Origin of the sequence: Pseudomonas bubulae (assembly GCF_900618535.1) — a bacterium.
GTDB lineage: Bacteria > Pseudomonadota > Gammaproteobacteria > Pseudomonadales > Pseudomonadaceae > Aquipseudomonas > Aquipseudomonas bubulae.
Map to the genome: position 1 here is coordinate 1053477 of NZ_UYJA01000001.1, position 22567 is coordinate 1076043.

Annotated in this window: 23 protein-coding genes; 13 read left to right on the forward strand and 10 right to left on the reverse strand. The window is 58.0% G+C overall.

Going from position 1 to position 22567, the window contains the following annotated elements; translation table 11 throughout:
- Positions 1-23: 23 nt before the first annotated feature.
- On the reverse strand, positions 24-1511 hold the full coding sequence (locus PPTH39_RS04535; RefSeq protein WP_130871685.1) for an NCS1 family nucleobase:cation symporter-1: 1488 nt from the start codon (positions 1509-1511) through the stop codon (positions 24-26).
- A gap of 605 nt (positions 1512-2116) precedes the next feature.
- Here PPTH39_RS04535 and hydA point away from each other — a divergent pair.
- Genes hydA through preA form a run of 3 tightly spaced genes read left to right on the forward strand, consistent with a single transcriptional unit; the run spans position 2117 to position 6257 of the window.
- Entirely contained in the window at positions 2117-3556 is a 1440-nt protein-coding gene (gene hydA, locus PPTH39_RS04540) for a dihydropyrimidinase (RefSeq protein ID WP_095002356.1), read from the forward strand.
- Positions 3557-3614: 58 nt separating this feature from the next.
- Complete coding sequence (locus PPTH39_RS04545; protein WP_095018828.1) at positions 3615-4982, forward strand: NAD(P)-dependent oxidoreductase; 1368 nt, start codon at positions 3615-3617, stop codon at positions 4980-4982.
- Positions 4983-6257 carry an NAD-dependent dihydropyrimidine dehydrogenase subunit PreA gene (preA, locus tag PPTH39_RS04550; RefSeq protein ID WP_095002354.1) on the forward strand — a complete coding sequence of 425 codons (1275 nt, stop codon included), beginning with the start codon at positions 4983-4985 and terminating at the stop codon, positions 6255-6257.
- A gap of 115 nt (positions 6258-6372) precedes the next feature.
- On the opposite strand, the gene PPTH39_RS04555 is transcribed toward preA, so the two are convergent.
- Both PPTH39_RS04555 and PPTH39_RS04560 read right to left on the reverse strand, forming a co-directional pair.
- Positions 6373-6993: a TetR/AcrR family transcriptional regulator gene (locus PPTH39_RS04555; protein ID WP_095002353.1), complete on the reverse strand. Its 621-nt coding sequence runs from the start codon at positions 6991-6993 to the stop codon at positions 6373-6375.
- Between the two features lie 122 nt (positions 6994-7115).
- Complete coding sequence (locus tag PPTH39_RS04560; RefSeq protein ID WP_095002352.1) at positions 7116-7472, reverse strand: hypothetical protein; 357 nt, start codon at positions 7470-7472, stop codon at positions 7116-7118.
- A gap of 251 nt (positions 7473-7723) precedes the next feature.
- Here PPTH39_RS04560 and csrA point away from each other — a divergent pair, with 251 nt between their 5' ends.
- On the forward strand, positions 7724-7918 hold the full coding sequence (csrA, locus tag PPTH39_RS04565) for a carbon storage regulator CsrA (protein WP_016780419.1): 195 nt from the start codon (positions 7724-7726) through the stop codon (positions 7916-7918).
- A gap of 297 nt (positions 7919-8215) precedes the next feature.
- On the forward strand, positions 8216-8761 hold the full coding sequence (locus tag PPTH39_RS04570) for a DUF1269 domain-containing protein (protein ID WP_016780418.1): 546 nt from the start codon (positions 8216-8218) through the stop codon (positions 8759-8761).
- Between the two features lie 46 nt (positions 8762-8807).
- Here PPTH39_RS04570 and PPTH39_RS04575 read toward each other — a convergent pair whose 3' ends face one another.
- The gene (locus tag PPTH39_RS04575) at positions 8808-9140 is read right to left on the reverse strand and encodes a YbjQ family protein (protein ID WP_463366338.1); all 333 of its coding nucleotides are present in this window, start codon (positions 9138-9140) and stop codon (positions 8808-8810) included.
- 222 nt (positions 9141-9362) lie between these two features.
- On the opposite strand from PPTH39_RS04575, the gene ppnN reads away from it, so the two are divergent.
- Positions 9363-10736, forward strand: coding sequence for a nucleotide 5'-monophosphate nucleosidase PpnN (gene ppnN / locus PPTH39_RS04580; protein ID WP_095002351.1), 1374 nt, complete (start codon positions 9363-9365; stop codon positions 10734-10736).
- Positions 10737-10893: 157 nt separating this feature from the next.
- Here the strand turns inward: ppnN and PPTH39_RS04585 are convergent, their stop codons facing one another.
- The 3 genes from PPTH39_RS04585 to PPTH39_RS04595 form a co-directional block, all read right to left on the reverse strand.
- Positions 10894-11427 carry a DUF3087 family protein gene (locus PPTH39_RS04585; protein ID WP_130871687.1) on the reverse strand — a complete coding sequence of 178 codons (534 nt, stop codon included), beginning with the start codon at positions 11425-11427 and terminating at the stop codon, positions 10894-10896.
- A 65-nt stretch (positions 11428-11492) separates the two neighbouring features.
- Positions 11493-12173: a glycoside hydrolase family 19 protein gene (locus PPTH39_RS04590; RefSeq protein WP_095002349.1), complete on the reverse strand. Its 681-nt coding sequence runs from the start codon at positions 12171-12173 to the stop codon at positions 11493-11495.
- A gap of 170 nt (positions 12174-12343) precedes the next feature.
- Complete coding sequence (locus PPTH39_RS04595) at positions 12344-12814, reverse strand: Lrp/AsnC family transcriptional regulator (protein WP_095002348.1); 471 nt, start codon at positions 12812-12814, stop codon at positions 12344-12346.
- A 124-nt stretch (positions 12815-12938) separates the two neighbouring features.
- Here PPTH39_RS04595 and PPTH39_RS04600 point away from each other — a divergent pair, with 124 nt between their 5' ends.
- Together PPTH39_RS04600 and PPTH39_RS23505 are read left to right on the forward strand one after the other, a co-directional pair.
- Positions 12939-14126: a methionine gamma-lyase gene (locus tag PPTH39_RS04600; RefSeq protein ID WP_095026973.1), complete on the forward strand. Its 1188-nt coding sequence runs from the start codon at positions 12939-12941 to the stop codon at positions 14124-14126.
- Positions 14127-14312: 186 nt separating this feature from the next.
- A complete protein-coding gene (locus PPTH39_RS23505; RefSeq protein ID WP_165446484.1) occupies positions 14313-14480 on the forward strand; it encodes a hypothetical protein in 168 nt (55 codons plus the stop codon).
- A 90-nt stretch (positions 14481-14570) separates the two neighbouring features.
- Here the strand turns inward: PPTH39_RS23505 and PPTH39_RS04610 are convergent, their stop codons facing one another.
- A complete protein-coding gene (locus PPTH39_RS04610) occupies positions 14571-15491 on the reverse strand; it encodes a LysR family transcriptional regulator (RefSeq protein ID WP_095002345.1) in 921 nt (306 codons plus the stop codon).
- 306 nt (positions 15492-15797) lie between these two features.
- On the opposite strand from PPTH39_RS04610, the gene PPTH39_RS04615 reads away from it, so the two are divergent.
- From PPTH39_RS04615 to pcp, 3 genes are read left to right on the forward strand one after another with little or no spacing between them, the layout of a single operon-like run.
- Positions 15798-16529, forward strand: coding sequence for a DUF969 domain-containing protein (locus PPTH39_RS04615; RefSeq protein ID WP_095002344.1), 732 nt, complete (start codon positions 15798-15800; stop codon positions 16527-16529).
- Complete coding sequence (locus tag PPTH39_RS04620; protein WP_095002343.1) at positions 16526-17476, forward strand: DUF979 domain-containing protein; 951 nt, start codon at positions 16526-16528, stop codon at positions 17474-17476. Before PPTH39_RS04615 ends, PPTH39_RS04620 begins: the two co-directional genes overlap by 4 nt.
- Positions 17477-17483: 7 nt before the next feature.
- Positions 17484-18122 (forward strand): pyroglutamyl-peptidase I, encoded by a 639-nt coding sequence (gene pcp, locus PPTH39_RS04625; protein ID WP_095026975.1) that lies wholly within the window; start codon positions 17484-17486, stop codon positions 18120-18122.
- 59 nt (positions 18123-18181) lie between these two features.
- Here the strand turns inward: pcp and PPTH39_RS04630 are convergent, their stop codons facing one another.
- Complete coding sequence (locus PPTH39_RS04630) at positions 18182-19387, reverse strand: MFS transporter (RefSeq protein WP_130871688.1); 1206 nt, start codon at positions 19385-19387, stop codon at positions 18182-18184.
- A gap of 117 nt (positions 19388-19504) precedes the next feature.
- Here PPTH39_RS04630 and PPTH39_RS04635 point away from each other — a divergent pair, with 117 nt between their 5' ends.
- Both PPTH39_RS04635 and PPTH39_RS04640 read left to right on the forward strand, forming a co-directional pair.
- On the forward strand, positions 19505-20116 hold the full coding sequence (locus tag PPTH39_RS04635; RefSeq protein ID WP_095018821.1) for a TetR/AcrR family transcriptional regulator: 612 nt from the start codon (positions 19505-19507) through the stop codon (positions 20114-20116).
- Positions 20117-20446: 330 nt separating this feature from the next.
- On the forward strand, positions 20447-22033 hold the full coding sequence (locus PPTH39_RS04640; protein ID WP_130871689.1) for an aldehyde dehydrogenase (NADP(+)): 1587 nt from the start codon (positions 20447-20449) through the stop codon (positions 22031-22033).
- Here PPTH39_RS04640 and PPTH39_RS04645 read toward each other — a convergent pair.
- Positions 22027-22476: a hypothetical protein gene (locus tag PPTH39_RS04645; RefSeq protein ID WP_095002338.1), complete on the reverse strand. Its 450-nt coding sequence runs from the start codon at positions 22474-22476 to the stop codon at positions 22027-22029. The two genes, PPTH39_RS04640 and PPTH39_RS04645, sit on opposite strands and share 7 nt — an antisense overlap.
- Positions 22477-22567 lie beyond the last annotated feature (91 nt).

Here is a 22567-nt window from a genome sequence, read left to right on the forward strand (position 1 = left end):
GGCAGTTTTTATAGGAAGGCGCTTCAAACCGTGCCTTTGACGGCTTCTGCTTGCTGACTGTTCAGGCGATACAACCCGTAATAAATCACGGCCCCGAGCAACGACCCGGTAAACCAGCCGAAGTCATAGAACCAGCTGAAGGCACTGCTGCCCAACGACAGCAACGTCAGCGCCACAGGTACACCAAAAGCGATAAAACCCTTCCAGTTCCAGGCCGGGTACACCCCGTCACGGTACAGCCCGGCAAGGTCGAGTTTTTGCTGACGGATAACGAAATAGTCGACCACCATGATCCCGGCAATCGGCCCAAGCAGGCTGGAGTAACCCAGCAACCAGTTGGAGTACACGGTTTCCAGGCTCACATCCGAGACCAGCAGGCCGAGTTTCTTCAGCAATTCATGAGCCATCAGCGCCAAGCCCACCAGGCCGGTCAAGATCACTGCCGTGGTGCGGTTGATCAACTTGGGAGCGATGTTCTGGAAGTCATTGGTGGGCGACACAATATTGGCCGCCGTATTGGTCGACAGCGTGGCGATGATGATCAGCGCCATGGCTAGTGCCACCCAGCCCGGGCTCTGGATATGGCCGATCAGGCTGACCGGGTCGGATACGGTAACGCCTACCAGTTTTTCGGACGCTGCCGTCATCACCACGCCCAGAGCGGCGAACAGGAACATGGTCAGCGGCAGGCCAAAAATCTGCCCCAGGATCTGGTCTTTCTGGCTTTTTGCGTATCGGCTGAAATCCGGAATATTCAGGGACAAGGTGGCCCAGAAACCCACCATTGCAGTCAGGCCGGCAAAGAAGTAGCCGTACACACTGGCACCTTCCGGGCGCTTGGGCGGCTGGGCCAGCAGTTCACTCATCGACACATTGGGCAGAGCCCACACCAGCAGGCCCAGACCGACCAGTACCAGCAAGGGTGCAGACAGGGTTTCCAGCCACTTGATCGACTCGGCACCGCGCAATACCACCCACAGGTTGAGCGCCCAGAAAATCATGAAGCCGATCACTTCACCCGTACCGTCCAGGCTTTTCCAGCCCTCGAACACCGAGCCCAGAAACAGGTGAATGGCCAGACCGCCGAACAGTGTCTGGATCCCGAACCAGCCGCAGGCCACCAGAGCACGGATCAGACACGGTACGTTGGAGCCGATAATGCCGAAGGAAGAACGCAGCAACACCGGAAAGGGAATGCCGTATTTGGTGCCCGCAAAGGCATTGAGAGTCAGAGGGATCAATACCACGATATTTGCCAGCAGAATCGCCAGCAGTGCCTCACCCACTGAAAGCCCGAAATAGGCTGTCAGAACCCCGCCCAGGGTATAGGTGGGTACGCAAATGGACATGCCGACCCACAAGGCAGTGATATGCCACTTGTTCCAGGTGCGCTCATGAACTTTGGTGGGGGCGATATCGTGGTTGTACCGGGGGCTATCGAGGACTTCAGGCCCGGCATCCAGTTCGTACAAACCGTTACGTTCGGTGACTTTTGATCTGCTCGGTTGCATAGTCGATCACTCTCTTGTTGTGCTGCTCCTGGTTGAACTGCCTGGCGCTGCGTATGGACACAAAGCGCTCCCTTGCCTGGACACTTACTTGCCTATCCCGCCCGGTCATGGCAGCAACAATCAAGAACTGTGCCGTGTTACTTCCCTCGCCTGCTCAAACCGTCCTGCATGACTGGCAACACGCTGCTTTTAAAACCGTTTTAAACACCAGCCAAATGACTCTCATTCCCGTTAAAGGCCTTTATCAGTTTTTTATATCGCCAAACGAAACACTTCGGTGCGTGCTTATTAACTTAATCGACTCACCTCCCTTCATCCGCAAGCTCAAGCACCTGATTTCGCATAAGAAAGTTCGCTTATATTTGAATCCTGTCAAGTGCGTCAAAATGGTGAGGCCGTGCATCATTTTGGTGATTTAAAATAATTAACTTTAAAAATCATATAGTTATACATATCTAACCTCGTTAAAAATAAAGTTTGATCATTCTTCAACAACCCTCTAGATTTTATTCCTGTCACCAGTGGCAGGAATGCAAACTTCCCACTAAATTTCAATAACAACAGTTAGAACCGGCTCTAGCCGGTCAGCCTGCGAGGAACTCCGTATGTCGCTGTTAATCCGTGGCGCTACGCTTGTGACCCATGATGAAAGTTATTGTGCGGATGTATATTGCGCTGACGGTCTGGTCCGCGCGATTGGCACTGATCTTGATGTTCCCCCAGGCTGCGAAGTTGTCGATGGTCGCGGCCAATATCTGATGCCCGGTGGTATCGACCCCCACACGCATATGCAATTGCCGTTTATGGGCACCGTCGCCAGCGAAGACTTTTTCAGTGGCACCGCGGCCGGTCTGGCAGGCGGTACAACATCGATTATCGACTTTGTCATTCCCAACCCGCAGCAGTCCCTGCTTGAGGCTTTTCATCAGTGGCGGGGCTGGGCCGAAAAGTCGGCAGCAGACTATGGCTTTCATGTCGCAATCACTTGGTGGAGCGAGCAGGTACGTGAAGAAATGGCCGAATTGGTCAGCCATCACGGCATCAACAGCTTCAAGCATTTCATGGCCTACAAGAACGCGATCATGGCCGCAGACGACACTCTGGTGGCCAGCTTCGAGCGTTGCCTGGAGCTGGGCGCAGTGCCCACCGTGCATGCCGAAAATGGCGAACTGGTGTACCACCTGCAACGCAAACTTATGGCTCAGGGCATGACGGGGCCGGAAGCCCATCCGCTGTCACGTCCCTCCCAGGTGGAAGGCGAAGCTGCCAGCCGGGCGATCCGCATCGCTCAGACCCTCGGTACGCCGTTGTACCTGGTGCATGTTTCGACCCGTGAAGCACTCGACGAAATCACCTACGCCCGTAGCCAGGGCCAACCGGTATATGGCGAAGTACTGGCCGGGCATTTGCTGCTGGATGACAGCGTGTACCAGCATCCCGACTGGCAAACGGCAGCAGGCTACGTGATGAGCCCGCCCTTCCGCCCTCGCGGGCATCAGGAGGCACTGTGGCACGGCCTGCAATCGGGCAACCTGCACACTACCGCCACCGACCACTGCTGCTTTTGCGCCGAACAAAAGGCCGCCGGGCGTGACGATTTCAGCAAGATCCCCAACGGCACGGCGGGTATCGAAGACCGCATGGCGCTGCTGTGGGATGAAGGCGTGAATACCGGGCGCCTGTCGATGCAGGAGTTTGTAGCGCTGACCTCCACCAACACCGCGAAGATCTTCAATATCTACCCGCGCAAAGGCACGATCCGGGTCGGTGCCGATGCCGACCTGGTGCTGTGGGACCCTCAGGGCACCCGCACCATTTCCGCCAAAACCCACCATCAAAATGTCGACTTCAACATCTTTGAAGGCAAGACCGTACGCGGTGTGCCCAGTCATACCATCAGTCAGGGACGCCTGGTGTGGGTTGACGGTGACCTGCGGGCCGAACGCGGAGCCGGTCGCTATATCGAACGCCCGGCCTACCCTGCGGTGTTCGACTTGCTGAAAAAGCGCGCCGAGCATCAGCAACCGGTGGCTGTTAAACGCTGAGCATAAAAACACTGCCCGACAGAGGCACAAAGATCTCCTCACCCCTGAGGTAAGCACCGTGATCAAGTCCTTGAACCATTTACCCCACCCCCATGAATCTGCGCAGGTGCTGGCCAGCCACTTTACCGATCTGGCGCCGCCCCTCAATGCTCGCCAGGCCGTGCTGGAAAGCTCACGTTGCCTGTATTGCTACGACGCCCCCTGCGTCAATGCCTGCCCCAGCGATATAGATATCCCGTCGTTTATTCGCAATATCCAACAGGAAAACATCCAGGGCGCAGCACAGAAAATTCTTTCGGCCAATATCCTCGGCGGCAGTTGTGCCCGGGTGTGCCCTACCGAGGTACTGTGCGAGCAAGCCTGCGTGCGCAACAACAGCCAGGAATGCGCGCCTGTACTGATCGGTTTGTTACAGCGCTATGCGGTCGATCATGCACAGTTCAGCGAGCATCCGTTCAAGCGTGCTGCGCCCACCGGCAAACGCATCGCGGTGGTCGGCGCCGGACCTGCGGGGCTGGCTTGCGCCCATCGCCTGGCACTGCACGGGCATGAGGTGGTGATTTTCGAAGCGCGGGAGAAATCCGGCGGGCTTAACGAGTACGGGATTGCCAAATACAAGTTGGTGGACGATTTTGCCCAGCGCGAAGTGGATTTCGTCCTGCAGGTTGGCGGCATTGAAGTGCGCCACGGCCAGCGCTTGGGCGACAACCTGAGCCTGAGCGAACTGCACCAGCAATTCGATGCGGTATTTCTCGGGCTGGGTCTGGCTGCCAGTCGCCAGCTGGGTTTGCCCCATGAAAATGCTCCGGGGCTGCTGGCTGCCACCGACTACATCCGCGAGTTGCGCCAGAGCGACGACCTGACCCGGTTACCCCTGGCCGAGCGCTGCATTGTGCTGGGCGCTGGCAACACCGCGATCGATATGGCCGTGCAAATGGCCCGTCTTGGCGCTCGCGAAGTGAATCTGGTGTATCGCCGCGGGCTGCAGGACATGGGCGCCACCGGGCACGAGCAGGACATTGCCAAGGCCAATCAGGTGCGACTAATGACCTGGGCACAGCCACAGGACGTGTTGCTGGACAACACCGGCAAGGTGCGCGGCATGCGCTTTGCCCGCACACGCCTGGAAGACGGGCGCCTGGTGACCACCGGTGAAACCTTCGAGCTGGCCGCAGACGCGGTGTTCAAGGCCATAGGCCAGGCCTTTGATGATGCAGCCCTGAGCGATCCGCTGGCGCAAACACTCAAGCGCGCGGGCGATCGCATCGAAGTAGACGAACACCTGCGCACCAATATTCCCGGTGTGTATGCCGGAGGCGATTGCACCTCTCTGGGGCAAGACCTGACCGTACAGGCCGTGCAACACGGCAAGCTGGCCGCAGAAGCCATGCATGCCCAACTCATGCTTGATCAGGAGGCTGCATAAATGGCCGATCTCTCGATTGTTTTCGCCGGTATCAAGGCCCCCAACCCGTTCTGGCTGGCGTCTGCGCCACCTACCGACAAAGCCTACAACGTGGTACGAGCCTACGAGGCAGGCTGGGGTGGCGTGGTCTGGAAAACCCTGGGTGAGGACCCGGCCGCGGTTAACGTGTCCTCGCGTTACTCGGCACACTACGGCCCCAACCGCGAAGTCATGGGCATCAACAATATCGAGCTGATCACCGATCGCTCCCTTGAAATCAACTTGCGCGAGATCACCCAGGTCAAGAAGGACTGGCCGGATCGGGCCCTTATCGTGTCGCTGATGGTGCCCTGCGAAGAAGAGTCCTGGAAATACATCCTGCCACTGGTGGAGGCCACCGGTGCCGATGGCATCGAGCTGAATTTCGGATGCCCCCACGGCATGCCGGAGCGCGGCATGGGCGCGGCCGTGGGCCAGGTGCCCGAGTACGTGGAAATGGTCACACGCTGGTGCAAGACCTACTGTTCATTGCCGGTGATCGTCAAACTGACGCCCAATATCACCGATGTGCGCCTTAGCGCCCGGGCGGCCCATCGTGGCGGCGCCGATGCGGTGTCATTGATCAACACCATCAACTCGATCACCAGTGTCGACCTTGAACGCATGGTGGCGCTACCCGTAGTGGGCAGCCAGAGCACCCACGGTGGCTATTGCGGTTCGGCAGTCAAGCCGATAGCCCTGAATATGGTGGCGGAAATTGCCCGCGACCCGCTGACCAAAGGCTTGCCTATCAGCGGGATAGGCGGCATTGGCAGTTGGCGTGATGCTGCAGAGTTTATTGCCCTGGGCTGTGGCTCGGTACAGGTATGCACCGCAGCGATGCTTCACGGATTTCGAATTGTTGAAGAAATGAAAGACGGTTTGTCGCGTTGGATGGACAGTCAAGGCTATACCAGCCTGGAGGACTTTTCCGGCCGTGCAGTGGCCAATACTACTGACTGGAAATATCTGGATATCAATTATCAGGTTATCGCCAGGATCGATCAGGACGCCTGTATTGGTTGCGGGCGCTGCCATATTGCCTGCGAAGATACTTCGCACCAGGCCATCGCCAGCTTGAAGCAGGCCGACGGCACACATCGGTATGAAGTGATCGACGATGAATGTGTGGGTTGCAACCTGTGCCAGATAACCTGCCCGGTGCAGGACTGTATCGAGATGGTGCCACACAACAATGGCCTGCCATTTCTGGACTGGAACCACGACCCACGTAACCCGTACTGCGTGGCTTCGTAAATCACCCCTGTGGGAGCGGGCTTGCTCGCGATGCAGGCAATGCGGTGTGTCAGGTACACCGGGGTGATGCCATCGCGAGCAAGCCCGCTCCCACACGATCGATAAGCAGGGTTGCTTACGGCTCCAGCCCGATCCCGCGCAGGATCACGCTGGTGACGGTCTGCACCGCACGTTCAAACTGGATATCGGACAACGGCTGGTGATCGTTGATGATCATCACTTGATGGTCAAAGTCAGCGTAATGCTGAGTTGATGCCCAGATCATATACAGCAGGCTGGACGGCTCAACAGGCAGGATTCGCTTGTCTTGCACCCATTGGCGAATTTTCGCCTCCTTGATCTTGGCCCAGTCATACAAACTGGCATCAAGCGCAAGACCCAGGGTCGGGGCGCCATGGATCATTTCATTGGCCCAGACTTTGGAGCCATGGGGCCGGGTACGTGAGTGGTGCATTTTGGCACGAATGTAACTGCTCAATACCAGACGAGGATCGTCGTAGGTCTCGAAACACAGCGCATCCTGTTTCCACACTTCCAGCAACCCCAGCAATACCGCGCTGTAAAGATCCGTCTTGGTGCTGAAGTAGTAATGCAGGTTGGAACGTGGCAACTGGACTTGCGCCGCAATGTCCGCCATCGCCGTACCGGCAAAGCCTTTTTCGGCAAAAACCTTTTCAGCCCCCAGAAGGATTTTTTCGACATTGCTGCGTCGAATTTCGATCTTGTGATTGCTCATGGCGATGGCCCTTGCCGTCGTGTTGCTCTGATGTGCGCCGAGTGAACAAATATTTCCTGCACAAAGCGTCGAATAACGCCAGCGGCAGCTAAGCTCAGGCGGGTACCCGACGCTGTATCAGACTATTTCGCGGCGGGCAGTTCGATCACGTTGGTTTCAATACCGTCCAGCTTGGGCTTGAGTTTCATCTTTTGCTGGGCCTCAAGCGCTTGAGCCTGGGTGGTGAATGGTCCGATCAGGAAGTGCTGAACCCCGCCACTCTCGTAAATGTAAGGAGTAAAACCGTTGTCAAGAAGCCTGCCGGTCGTGTCCGGAATGGTCGCTCTCTGGCCTTCAGTGATCTCCAAAGCCCAGTGAGCAACAGGGGCCTGGGCCATCGTTGCTTCAGAAGCTGCTTTAGCCCGCTGGATTTTATCGTTAGACTCCTGACCGCAAGCCGTCAAGGCCAATATTGCTGTCATCACGATGACTATACGCACTGCGTTTCCCCTGTCTGTTTGAATGGGTAGATTTTATCACTGGGGCAGCGGCCTTGCTCTCCTTGAACAAATCCAAAGTGCCCCAATTTAAGGCTTATGCGCGAGAATTTTCCCCGTAAAGGGAATTAAACCTCTGGCCATGTCGTCTGTAATGAGCGGCGCAATAATACGTACTTAGCAGTATTCTGTAGTCATGACCGAAGCCGCACCGTCTCAGAGACGTGCCTTACAAAGCCATCAAGGAGAAAAAAATGCTGATACTCACCCGCAAAGTTGGTGAAAGCATAAACATCGGTGACGATATTACGATCACTATTTTAGGTGTCAGCGGACAACAGGTCAGAATCGGCATCAATGCGCCGAAGGATGTAGCCGTTCACCGTGAAGAAATTTACCAACGTATCCAGGCCGGCCTGAATGCACCTGAAAAGAACGAACAGCCATAAGCCTGTGAGGTATCAGCCCAAGGCTTGAGGTCAGGGCTGCTCAGCCAGCCCTCCTCAAATCATTTGCACACTGCACCTGCCACGGCATTATCCCCTTGCCGCACCCCTCTCTTTATCAAGAGATATGTCTCGTCGACTTGACCGTTTCAAGGTTAGCGACCACGCTCATTCCTCGCAGCAGGCTCCAGAAAGCTGAACCACTGCGCGCCAGGGTGTTTGCATTGTGCCGCCTTGAGAAACCCCTCCACCCTTCAGCCCTTCGCCGGGCTGGACCTGTACCGTCAAGGAATGAAAGACATGTCCGATTTAATCGTAGTGGGATTTTCAGACACCGAAAAAGCAGATCGTGCCCTCACCAAGATGGTTTCGCTGAGCAAGGAGCATCTGGTCGAGCTGGAAGATGCGGTGATTGTGGTGCGTAATGCCGAAGGCAAGATCCATATCAAGCAAAGCGTTAACCTGACAGCGATCGGGGCTACTTCAGGCCTGGTCACCGGCGGCCTGTGGGGCGCACTGGTCGGGCTGCTGTTTCTCAACCCGCTGGCAGGCTTTGCCATCGGCGGCGCACTGGGTGCCGGTACCGGCGCTTTGTCGGGCTCATTGAGCGATTACGGGATCGATGATGATTTCATCAAGTCATTGAGCGAGACCATTCCGAATGATTCCTCGGCCCTGTTCGTTCTGCTGCGCAAATTCCAGCCGGAAAAAGTGCTGAAGGAACTGGAAGACTCGGACTTCAAGGGCAAGGTCCTGCGTACCTCCCTGTCCCCGGAACAAGAGCAAAAACTGCAGGACGCGCTGTCCAAAACCACTGCAGGCGTACCTTTGGCGAAAACGGTTTAATTCGTAAAGCCCATTCGACCGCCCTGTGCGGTCGAATCCTGGTGCCTCAGTTCAAGCGCACAGCCGTGCCCGTGGCAAACACCACCAGCATGCCGCCACGCCCTGACGGCATGCTGATTTCAAACCCCAGCCCCATAATCGCATCCGCTCCCATGGCTTTGGCCCTGTCTCGAATCTCGTCCGTGACCTCTGCTCGCGCTTCTTTCAGTGCTCGCTCCAGCGTCTGAGAGCGTCCACCAAAAAAGTCGCGTACTCCGGTAAAAAAATCTCGTACCACATTGATGCCGTGAACCGATTCGGCACTGACAATCCCCAGGTATTCAATGGCTTTTCTGCCGTCAATGCTGTGTGTGGTGGTGATGATCATCTGCCCGTCCATTTTCTGTTTCAGTGACTTGCGAGGTTACCTTATCGCTGCCGTGCTCACTGCTGGTACTGTAACTGGAGTTAACTGCGGCTCTTTTAATTACAGGACCAAGGCTACTATGCTTACAGAAATGCAATCCAAAGACGCAAGAGTCGGGACGCCTCGCTCGCACTGATGACATGAATTCAAAAGCTGCGCCAAGCAATTTTTCGACCCCGCTCAAGGAAGCTCGCAATGGTCCAAAGACAAGTCATCAACGCCTCGGTCAGCCCGAAAGGCAGCCTGGAAACACTTTCCCAACGTGAAGTACAACAGCTGAGCGAAGTTGGCTCAGGCACCAGCTACACGCTTTTCCGCCAGTGCGTACTGGCTATCCTCAACACCGGCGCTCACGTCGATAACGCCAAGACCATCCTTGAGGCCTATCAGGACTTCGAGGTGCGGATTCACCAGCAAGACCGCGGCGTGCGGCTTGAACTGCTCAACGCCCCTGCCGATGCATTTGTGGATGGCGAAATGATCGCCAGTACCCGTGAAATGCTCTTCAGCGCCCTGCGCGACATCGTCTATACCCAGAGCGGCCTGGACAGCCCACGCATTGACCTGAGCAGCTCGGCGGGCATCACCGACTACGTGTTCCATCTGCTGCGCAATGCCCGCACGTTGCGCCCGGGCGTCGAACCGAAAATCGTGGTGTGCTGGGGTGGCCACTCCATCAATACCGAAGAGTACAAATACACCAAAAAGGTCGGCCACGAACTGGGCCTGCGCAGCCTGGATATCTGTACCGGCTGCGGTCCCGGTGTGATGAAAGGGCCAATGAAGGGCGCGACCATTTCCCACGCCAAACAGCGTCTGACCGGGGGCCGCTATCTGGGCCTGACCGAGCCGGGCATCATTGCTGCCGAAGCGCCGAATCCCATCGTCAATGAACTGGTCATTCTGCCGGATATCGAAAAGCGTCTTGAGGCCTTTGTGCGGGTCGGTCACGGGGTGATTATCTTCCCGGGCGGTGCTGGCACGGCAGAAGAATTCCTGTACCTGCTGGGCATTCTGATGCACCCGGAGAACAAAGATGTGCCGTTCCCGGTTGTCCTGACCGGCCCCAAGGAAGCCGAACCCTATCTGCAGCAACTGCATGAGTTTGTCGGCGCTACCCTGGGTGAAGAAGCGCAACAGCAGTATCAGATCATCATCGACAACCCGGCCGAAGTGGCCCGTCATATGACCGCCGGGCTCAAGGCGGTTAAACAATTCCGCCGCGAGCGCAACGACGCTTTCCACTTCAACTGGTTACTGAAAATCGACGAAGGCTTTCAGCGCCCGTTCGACCCGACCCACGCCAACATGGCCAGCCTGAAACTGCGCAGCGACATGCCAGCACATGAATTGGCCATCAACCTGCGTCAGGCCTTCTCCGGGATTGTGTCGGGTAACGTAAAAGAGAAAGGCATCCATCTGATCGAGCAATACGGGCCTTACGAGATCCACGGTGACGCTGCCGTGATGAAACCTCTGGACAAACTGCTGCAGGCATTTGTTGAGCAGCATCGTATGAAACTGCCAGGCGGTGCGGCCTATGAGCCGTGCTATCGCGTCGTAAGCTGAACCCCACCCATAAGGCTCGCATGCCCCGACGGTGGGAGCGAGCCTGCTCGCGAAGAGCTCCAGATCGTCGCATTTATCCCGTAAAAACAGGCTATCACTTACGAACTTCGCGAGCAGGCTCGCTCCCACACAAACACAGCAGGTCCGGTGAGCAGCATTACTTCAGCGGCGCAAACTTTTTCACCGCATCAATCCACTGCGGATCGAGCCGGGTCTGCCCGGTGTCGATGCCCAGTGCTTCAAGACGTGCCTTGTGCAAATCGATCTCGCGAACCATTTGGCTTAACGCGCTGGAATTGGCGTCCAGCTGGTACATCTGGGTCACGCCCAGATGATAGAAGCGCAGCAGCTTCATCGCCGCCACATCCCCCTCCATGACTCCCGCCGTTACGTGATGCATGACATTGGTGACCTTCATCAGGCTACGCTTGAGTTGCCAGCCGTAGACTGCGGGCGCCATCCAGGGTTGAGACCAGAACAGGTAGCGCACCAGCAGGAAGGTCGTGATCAGGGCAACAATGACCCCGGCCAGATTCAGGCGAAAATTGTCGCCACCGGCGACACCCAAAACCATGACCAGCACACCTGACAACAGCAGCGCCAGCAAGACAAACGTCAACGCGATATACAGCGTACTGCGGCGAGTTTGCTGACGATATGTCTCGGGGTTAATCGGCTTTATCTCGAACATCACTGATCTATGGCTCCTGATGGCTGCGAACAAACTGCGCGGGCATTATGGCCTGATTGAACCGCTCAGGCGTGCAATAAAACCAGTGCCTTGCGGTATAGCGCCGCACGCTGGGCGTGACCATTGAGACCACCATTGATAGCCCTTGTCACGCGTTCGAAATCCTCCCCGTCTGCCAGGGTATTTATACTGCGCGAGTTCCAGTACCAGCCCGCCGACGCCACTGCCCATTGCCACTCTTGCAGCAGTTGCGGGCTGGTGAGCAAGCGCTCATCCCCGAACAACCCCTGGCTGCACTGGCAGTAGTTGGTTTTACCGGTGACTTGAATCAATCCCCTGCCCCGATATAACCAGCCTTCCCCCGACGCCTCTGAGCCATTGCCCAGGCGGTTGCTGTAGACCCGGTTTGCAATTGCCTGCGGCCGGCGCTGAAGCATAAGCGCGTCAGCATTGGGTACGCGCCGGGAGCGATTGCCGTCCGTTACGGTAATGTATTGACCTTCGCCATCCTTCTGCGCAAAGCGGGAGCCCCAGGTGGCCGCGAGGCCACCGGCACTGTAATTAAGGTTTTCGACAAGTACCGTGAACCCTGCACTTTCATGGCCTACCTGAGCTAGAAATGCAGCAAGGCGTCGGGGGGTATTGATCAACACTTGACGGCTAACGGCCTGCACAAGGGGCAAATACAGATCGACGCAGGCCGTACTTTTGGGGAACAGCTGGAGCATTACTTCGCGGCTCAACATGGGGATTTACTCTTAATCAATGTAATTAAAAGTAAAAGCCAAGCACTAAAGCCACGCACCTGCCGTCACCAAAAGAGTAATCAGGCCAGAACTACTCTACTCAAAGAAAACACTTACAACTCATCGAAAAGTTATTTTACAGATACGACTTGAATGCACCCTTGATGCACTCAACCTTCAACAGGCACCTCTCGCCTTGGCTTGACCGACTTATACGAAAAACTCGAGTAAATCTCTTTGACCGCGGGCAATGTCTGCAGGACTTCACGGGCAAATTCGCCAAAGGATTCGAGATCCCTGGCCACGACTTCCAATAAAAAGTCGTAACGACCCGACACGTTGTGACACGCGACGATTTCGGGAATTTCCAATAACCGTTGTTCAAAGCTTCTGGCCAGTTCTTGCGAGTGAGAGGCCATCATGATGCTGACAAACGCCGTGACCCCGTATCCCAGTTCCTTTGGCGAAAGAACCGCCTGATAGCCCGTAATGATCCCGCTCTCTTCCAGCATTTTGACCCGTCGCCAACACGGCGAGGTGGTCAGTGAGACACTCTCGGCCAACTCTGCAACGGTAAGTCGGGCATTGCCCTGCAGTGCGCAAAGCAAGGCTTTATCGGTTCTGTCCAGAGCGTTTGGCATGTTTTGCCCCTAGCGGTCAGCGTGGCGGTTTTTTGTTCTGGTAAGTGGTGTATTTACAGGTAAATTTGGAATTTTCCACGTTCATTTAAAGCATAGCATTGTAGGAAATATCGGAGAGTTCACCATGAACGATAAGAACAACAACTTCGGCTTTTCTACTCGCGCCATCCACTACGGTTATAACCCGCTGGAACACAACGGCGCGGTAATCCCCCCTGTTTATATGACCTCAACCTTTGCCTTTGCCACGGCCGAATACGGCGCAGGCTGTTTTTCCGGTGAAGAGCACGGGCATTTTTACACCCGCATTTCCAACCCCACCCTGGCCCTGCTGGAAGCACGCATGGCGGCGCTGGAAAACGGCGAAGCGGGTGTGGCGTTCAGTTCCGGCATGGGCGCGATCGCCGCAACATTCTGGACCCTGCTGCGGCCCGGCGATGAAATCATCGTCAACCGCACCTTGTATGGCTGCACCTTTGCCCTGCTGCACCACGGCATCGGTGAATTCGGGGTGGTAGTCAAACATGTGGACATGGCCAACCCGGCCGAACTGCAAGCCGCGATCAGCCCTGCAACCCGCATGATCTACTTCGAGACGCCGGCCAATCCGAATATGCAACTGGTGGACATCCCTGCCGTAGCGCGGATTGCCCACACACATGACAACCTGCTCGTGGTGATCGACAACACCTACTGCACGCCCTATCTGCAGCGTCCACTGGAACTGGGCGCCGACGTGGTGGTGCATTCGGCCACCAAGTACCTGAGCGGGCACAGTGATATCACCGCTGGCATGGTGGTCACCAGCCAGCTCCTGGCTGACCGGATCCGTCTGCAAGGCTTGAAGGACCTGACCGGGGCAGTCTTGTCGCCCCATGATGCGCATTTGCTGATGCGCGGCATCAAGACCCTGGCCCTGCGCATGGACCGCCATTGCAGCAGCGCCCAGGCCATTGCGCATATGTTGCAGGATCACCCTGCCGTGGAATGGGTGGCCTACCCCGGCCTGCCCTCTTTCCCGCAATACGAGCTGGCATCCCGGCAGATGAAACTGCCGGGGGGCATGATTGCCTTTGAGCTCAAGGGCGGCATGGCTGCAGGACAGCGCTTTATGAATGCCCTGCAATTGTTCAGCCGTGCGGTCAGCCTGGGGGGGGCCGAGTCACTGGCGCAGCATCCCGCGAGCATGACCCACTCTACCTACACCCTGGAGGAACGGGCACGACACGGAATAAGTGAAGGATTGGTGCGTCTGGCGGTGGGGCTGGAGGATGTCGCCGATTTGCTGGCGGATATAGAGCAGGCATTATAGGGGGGCAGCGCCAGCCTCCCCTGTAGATACTCTGTTGCCGGTCAACCCTCCCTGTGGGAGCGAGCCTGCTCGCGAACGACTTTCGCGAGCAGGCTCGCTCCCACAGTTAAAATTCCCTTCAGACCTAGCAGCTGCCGAGGAACGAGGCTGCGTTCGTCAGCTGCTACAAGCCGTGTGGAGGACAGGATGAAATATCAACCCGGCGGAATTGTCGCCAAAATACCGATGCCGATGGTCAGCACCAAAAAACCGCCCAAAAACCAAGCCATCTTGTTCATGATGTTTCCCCGTCAGTCGTTCGTCATAAAACAGGCGCAGAACAGCTGCCGACCACACACAGGTGCTGCTGTGTAGTCGCGTCCTCGTCTGTCTCGGAAGGTTGGAGGAAATTTTGCGCCGCAAACTGCACACATAACAGGTGCAGATAACGCGAAAAAATACGGATCAGATGCCCGGCAGCACAAAATGCCCAGGCTCAACGCTGTGTTGGTACTCGGCAACAACCGCCTGACTGAGGTTGACCACCGCCTCATTCAGCTCCAGCCCCGCCCCCGTGCGCCAACTGGCGTATACCGCAAAGCCCGGTGCAGTCTCGATCGGCAACGCAATCATGGCCCCGCTCTGCAATTCGCGACTGACCAGTACCGGCGGCAGGGCACCGATGCCAAAGCCGTCCGCCACCAGTTTGATAATCGCCGCCACCGAGTTGATGCAGCTGATGCGTGGCGCGGCAATATCGTGCTGATGCAGAAAATTGAGCATGTCCTGATGCGGCCGCGACAAGCGTGAAAAGGTCAGCAAGCGCTCCTCGCAAAGATCCGCCAGGTCACGGTAGCTGCGGTTCAGAGCTGCGTCCCTGGCCACAATCCAACTCAACGGGTAACTGGCCAGTTGTACATTGCGCACGCCGTCGGCACGCAATAAATCCGTCTGAAAAATCAGGTCCAGCTGACCTTTAAGCAATTGTTCATTAAGGTTCAGCGCCGTATCGGCGGTCAGTTCAACCTCTACCTGGGGGTAGTCGCGGCTCAGCGCACTGATCAGATCGCTCAGCCAGCTATGGATAACCGTGTCCATCACGCCGATGCGCAGGCGCCCGGCAAACCTGTCCGCCTGCCCCAGCGATTGCAGAAGGCGTTGCTGGGTGGCCAGCATTTCTTCGGCGTAACCCAGCACCTGATGGCCTTCACGGGTGAGGTTGACACCACGGGAATCGCGCTGGAACAACTGCACGCCAAGCTCGGTTTCGAGGACTGAAATACGGCTCGAAATGGCTGCCTGGGTACTGGATAACTTTTCGGCGGTCAGCCGAAAACTGCCAAGGCGCGCTACCCAGACGAATGTCAGAAGAAATCGCATATTCATACAGGACGCCCCACCCAATCAAAACCAGGGCAGCACTGTAAACCCTTGCCGCAGGGACAGGCCAGTCGGCTTAAGTCGGTGATTGATAAAACTTTTCTGTTCGGGGGTGACAACTTTTATTGACTGGACGCACAACCCAAAGCCACCAACCATATCGGGCAATGAGGCCCATAGGGTCTCAACAATAAAAAAACACGCTGAGTCCGGCAGCGTACCGATTTTTCGAAAGTGTGCCTGACCGCTTTCGACTTGCCCTCACCAGCCTGCCCTGGTGCTGCGGCAATCAGCTAAAGGGATTGCCCCCTCATGCAAACCGTCGTAAACCTTTGGCCCTTGATTGGCGTGTTCGTCATCATCATCGGCTTTGTGCTGCGCTTTAACCCACTGTTGGTGGTCAGCGCGGCGGCTATCGTCACCGGCCTTGCTGCCAACTTCCCGCTGGAAAAAATCATCAGTGAAATGGGTGAAGGCTTCCTGCAAACCCGCGCCCTGCAATTGATTCTGCTGCTGCCCCTGGCCGTGATCGGCTTGCTGGAGCGTCACGGCCTGCGTCTGCACGCGCAAAACTGGATCGCCAGCTTCCAGCGCGCAACGGTCGGCCGGTTGCTGATTATGTACCTGTTCGTGCGTGAGACCACCGCTGCTGTAGGCCTGACCAGTCTGGGCGGGCATCCGCAAATGGTCCGCCCGCTGCTGGCCCCGATGGCCGAGGGCGCAGCCGAGAACAAGTACGGCAAGCTGCCTGCTCCTGTGCGGCAGAAAGTCCTGGCCATGTGTGCCGCCACCGACAACATCGGCTTGTTTTTTGGTGAAGACGTGTTTGTGGCCTTCGGCGCAATCGCACTGATGCACACCTTCCTGCTGGGTTCGGGGCTTGATGTCGAGCCGCTGCACATCGCTTTCTGGGGAATTCCGACGGCGATTTGCGCCTTTATCGTGCATGCCCTGCGCCTGTATCGCTTTGACCTGATGCTGGAGCGCAGCATGGCCGAAGTTGCCCGGGAAGAAGTTGACGCAGCTCAGGAGCTGGCACGATGATTATTTCTATTGAGTACTTCTACTGGCTGGCGGGAGTGCTGCTGCTGATCACCGCGGGCATGATCCTGACAGACCGCACCCACCCCAAACGCTGGACCAGTGGCCTGTTCTGGGCGTTGTTCGCCATGGTGTTCCTGATTGGCGATCGCCTTTCGCCGTTCGTGGTAGGTATTGGCGTGCTGGTCATGGCCGGCATTGCCGGCATTGGCGGTGTTGGCCGAGGCACCCACGCCGAGTTGCATGTCAAGGCTGCACGGGCCAGTGCTGGCCGTCTGGGGCACAAGCTGTTTATCCCGGCCCTGTCGATTCCGCTGGTGACCGTGATCGGTTCGATCCTGCTGAAAAACACCCAGATCGGTGGCGTACCGCTGCTTGACCCGAAAAACACCACGTTCGTGTCCCTGGGCATCGGCTGCATGGTGGCCCTGGTTCTGGCCTGCATCCTGACCCGTGATACGCCGCTGCAAGGCCTGCGTGAATCGCGCCGCCTGACCGAAGCCCTGGGCTGGACCATGGTGCTGCCGCAAATGCTGGCCATGCTTGGCCTGCTGTTCAATGACGCCGGGGTCGGTACCGCCGTTGCTCATGTCACCACCGCTTATATCAACATGGACTATCGCCTGGTAGCGGTGATGGTCTACGTGCTGGGCATGGCGCTGTTCACGGTCATCATGGGCAACGGTTTTGCTGCATTCCCGGTCATGACCGGCGGGGTCGGCGTGCCGGTACTGGTCGGCATCTACGATGCCAACCCGGCTGTCATGGCGGCAATCGGCATGTTTTCCGGCTACTGCGGCACGCTGATGACGCCAATGGCAGCCAACTTCAATATCGTGCCCGTGGCCCTGCTGGAGCTGCCGGACAAATACGCCGTGATCAAGGCTCAAATGCCCACCGCTCTGATGATGCTGGTGGTCAATATCGTGCTTCTTTACGTACTGATGTGAGAACAGCATGCGCACTGTACTGCTGACCGGTTTCGAACCGTTCGACCAAGACACCGTCAACCCGTCCTGGGAGGCCGTACGCCTTCTGGACGGCACCTTGCAGGGCGATATGCAGATCATCGCCCGTCAGTTGCCCTGTACGTTCGCCGGAGCGCCCGAGCGACTGAGCCAACTTCTGCAGGAGTTCACCCCGACGCTGGTGATCGCCGTCGGGCTTGGCCCCGGTCGCACGGACATCTGCATCGAGCGGGTAGCGATCAATATCAACGACGCCCGCATCCCTGACAACCTTGGCTATCAGCCGATCGATACACCCGTGGTGGCGCAAGGGCCAGCGGCGTATTTCAGTACCTTGCCGCTCAAGGCAATGGTGCGGGCGATCAGGGCCGGCGGGATTCCCGCGTCGGTTTCCCATACGGCGGGCACCTTTGTCTGCAATCAGGTGTTCTATTGCCTACAGCATGCATTGGCCGGGACCGGCGTACGCGGTGGTTTTATCCACGTCCCGCCTCTGCCGCAACAGGCGGTGGTGGCTGGTGGCCCGTCCATGGCACTGGCCACCCAGGTGGAAGGGTTGCGCATCGCCGTAATCACGGCCCTGAATACCGAAGATGATGTACTTGAAGGTGGTGGCCAGGTCAGCTGATAACGCGTTGGAAACCGGGCACGATTGGTAGTCGCTGCCTGACCAACACGGCTATCGGCCTAATGACCGACAACCGCCGCCCCCGCCTGCCGGTGCCCTTGCGGGAAACCATGGGCACGGGCACTGAACACGATCCCCAGCCCGACCAGCAACAACACCAGCAACACCCAGGGGAAGACGTTCACCCCGAATTGATCGAGCAATATGCCACCGGTCAATGCCCCCGCGGCAATGGCGCTGTTCCACACCACCACGTTCATCGACAACGCAACATCGGCGCCCTCGCCTGCCGCATCGGCCAGAGCGGTTTGCAGCAGGGTGGCGGCACCGCCGAAGGACAACCCCCAAACAAAAATCCCTGCATATACGACAGCCACCGACTGCGAGAAGAAACCGAACAGCAGCGAAATCGCAGCAAATGTCGCCAGGCAAGCCATGACTGCCTTGCGCAGATGCCGGTCTACCAGTCGCCCGGTCAGCCAGATTCCCAGCAGCGCCGCCAATCCGAAGACCAGCAACACAATATCGACCTTATCGGCAAGGCCCGCCGATGCCACGAAAGGCGCGATATAGGTGTAGAGCATGTTGTGCGCCAGCATCCAGGTCAGTACCACGGCAAGCACGGAGCGCACTCCCGGTGTCAGCAGCACCTGTCGCAAGCCGATACGTTGCGAAGCAGACTGCCCTGGGTAATCAGGCACCTTGAGCACTACCCAGGCCATCAGCACCAGGGTCAAGGCCGACATCAGGCCAAATGCCGTACGCCACCCTACCAGCGCACCCAGCCAGGTGCCCAATGGCACACCCAGTGACAGGGCAATCGGCGTGCCCACCATCGCCACCGCCATGGCCCGGCCCTGCAACTGCGGGGCAACCATGCGCCGCGCATAACCTGCCAGCAGGCTCCAGGCCAACCCGGCTGATGCGCCGGCAAAAAAACGTGCAATCAGGGTCACGCCGTACTGAGACGACCACGCGGTAATCGAATTGAACAGCAGAAACCCGACAATCGTCAGCAGCATTACGTTGCGACGCCGCCAGCCCTGGGTCGCGATGGTCAACGGGATCGCCGCCAGCAGGGAGCCCAGCGCGTAGACCGTAACCATCTGCCCCGCCAGCGCCGATGACACTTGCAGGCCGCTGCTGATTTGCGGCAACAGGCCTGCGGGTAAGGTCTCGGTAACAATGCAAATAAAACCGGTCATGGCCAGCGCCAGCAGCGCGCCCATGGGTAATCGCTCAGTGGTGTTTTGCTCTTTGCCCATGGATGCCCTGCTCCTGCTAGTTATGTATCGATAGGTACAAATGTAGGGCGACGGGAAATATTGGTCAATGACTTTTGTATCGACTAGTATTTATATCTCGCTACGAAGGAGACTCAAATGGCACAGATGGGACGCCCGCGCACATTTGATCGGGACGCGGCAATCACCCAGGCCATGCACCTGTTCTGGGAGCACGGTTATGACTCGACATCGCTGAGCCAGCTCAAGGCCAATATGGGCTCAGGCATTTCCGCGCCCAGCTTTTACGCAGCTTTCGGCTCCAAGGAGGCGCTGTTCAAAGAGGTCATGACGCGCTACCTGAACAGCCATGGCAGGGTCACCGAAAGCCTGTTCGACACTCACCTGCCCCCACGCGAAGCGATCGAGCGAACGTTGCGCAGCTCCGCCAAAATGCAATGTGAGCCGGGTCACCCACGGGGTTGTCTGGTCGCTCTGGGGCTGATGAGTGCCAGTTCAGCTCAAGCGGTGGCGATAAGCGCCCCTCTGGCCGAAGCGAGGGCGCGTAACCGGGCCGGGTTTATGGCTTGTGTCGAGCGCGCCATCCGCGAGGGTGAGCTTGCCGCCCAGACTGATCCGCGAGCGCTGGCCACGGTGTTCGAGAGTTTTCTGCTGGGCCTGACCACCCTGGCCCGGGATGGTGTAGCCCATGCCGTACTGGACGCTGCGATCACCCAGGTGATGAGCACTTGGGATGCCGCGCGCGCCTGAGGGATGAGCGCTGGTTATCGGCCAATCAATATTCGTCATTGGGCAGTGCCCCCGACAAAACCTACAGTGGTCGCCTGAAAGAGCCCTTATGGCTCGCTATCGGGATAACTGCGGTGCAACTTATAACGACAATAGGCGGCGAAAACGCTGCCACTGCCTGTACTTGGGTGGCAATCCCCTGTAGCCGCTGACGAGCGCAGCGAGGCTGCTAGCGGCCCCTGCCTGTTCAAGGCCCTTCGGGCCTTGCCGCAGCCTCGCTGCGCTCGTCAGCGGCGACATGATTCGTCTCGCAACAGCGCGTCTCTGCCTTCCCACCTAAAGGAAATCCCTATGTTCCCCATCACCGGCCAGAACTTTATTGGCGGTCAGCGCAGCGGCGCCGGCACCGTTCACCTGTACAGCGTGGATGCCAGTACTGGCGAGGCATTGCCATACGCGTTTGTGCAGGCCACCGAAACCGAAGTGGATGCCGCTGTCAGCGCGGCCAATACCGCCTTCCCGGCCTTTCGCAGTTTGCCGGCCACACGCCGGGCCGAGTTTCTGGAAGCTATCGCCGAAGAAATAGACGCGCTGGGTGACGACTTTGTTGCCATCGTCTGTCGCGAAACCGCCCTGCCTGCCGCCCGGATCCAGGGCGAGCGGGGACGCACCAGCGGGCAGATGCGTCTGTTCGCCAACGTACTGCGGCGCGGCGATTTTTATGGCGCACGCATCGATCAGGCGCTACCGGACCGTCAGCCCCTGCCGCGCGCAGATCTGCGTCAATGCCGCATCGGCGTGGGCCCGGTGGCCGTGTTTGGCGCCAGCAACTTCCCGCTGGCGTTCTCCACCGCTGGCGGTGATACCGCTTCGGCACTGGCCGCAGGTTGCCCGGTGGTGTTCAAGGCACACAGCGGGCATATGGCAACTGCTGAACAAGTTGCCCTGGCCATAGTGCGCGCTGCCGAGCGCACCGACATGCCCGCCGGTGTATTCAATATGATCTTCGGCGCGGGTGTGGGCGCAGCGCTGGTCAAGCACCCGGCGATTCAGGCCGTCGGCTTTACCGGTTCGTTGTCCGGTGGTCGCGCCCTGTGCGATATGGCCGCCGCCAGACCCCAGCCAATCCCGGTGTTTGCTGAGATGTCGAGCATCAACCCGGTGCTGGTATTACCCCAGGCACTGCTCAAGCGTGGCGAGCAGATCGCACAGGAGCTGGGCAGTTCGGTGATGCTTGGCGCCGGGCAGTTCTGTACCAGTCCCGGTCTGGTACTGGGTATCCGCTCCCCTGAATTCAGCGCCTTTGTCGCCGCGCTTGGCCAGTTCTTCAGTGCTCAACCGGCGCAAACACTGCTCAACGCCGGGGGCCTGGCCAGTTACAGCAAAGGCATCCAGCGTCTGGCCCAGGTCGATGGCATCCGCCACCTTGCCGGTGCGCCGCAACAGGGCAACCAGGCCAGCCCGCAGTTGTTCCAGGCCAGTGCCAGCCTGTTGATCGGTGGTGCCGAGGTGTTGCAGGAGGAAGTCTTCGGGCCAACCACCCTGGTCGTCGAGGTCGCGGACAAGGCGCAGTTGCTGCAAGCGCTGCACAGCCTGCATGGGCAGCTGACAGCTACGCTGATTGCTGAACCTGGCGACCTTGAAGCCTTCGCCGAGGTGGTGCCCGTGCTGGAGCACAAGGCCGGGCGCCTGCTGCTCAATGGCTACCCTACCGGTGTCGAGGTGTGTGACGCGATGGTGCATGGCGGGCCATATCCGGCAACGTCAGATGCCCGTGGCACCTCGGTCGGCACCCTGGCCATCGACCGTTTCCTGCGCCCGGTGTGCTACCAGAACTACCCTGACAGCCTGCTGCCGGATGCGCTGAAAAACGCCAACCCGCTGGGTATCGAGCGTCTGGTCAACGGCAGCCACAGCCGCAATCCGCTGGGTTACTGATCGGCGGCGTAAATCACGGTCTGGGCGCTATGCCCGGCTGCATGCCTGAGGGTGAAGTAGGTGTCGCCCTCTTCGGTCAGGATCTCGTAGCCCGCCTTGCTGGCTACGCGATTGTTGACGCTGACATGCTTGATGATCTTCAGCACCCGCTGGAACTTCACTGTCTGGGTGCCGTTCTGTGCGGGCCCGGTGAGCACATTGACGCTTTGAAACCAGCCCTGGTTCTTTTTGTTGGCGACCAGGGTACTGCTCAGCGCTTCAAAGCGTTCAAGGCGGGTAAAGCCCCATAGCGTCTGCTCTTCTACCGGTTTGCCCAACGCGCCGGCACCGGTAAACACAAACAGATTGATGGCCGGATTGTCCTCGCAAAAAAAGTCATAAGGCACCAGGCCATCAACCATTTTCTTGCCGGCAACGAACCCTTTTTTATGCACCAGAAACATGCCCAACTCCGCTCGATATTGAGCGGTAAAGTCTACGGGGGCATGGCGTACAGGGCCGTCAAGGCAATGTAATTTCGTGTAAAGATCCCCG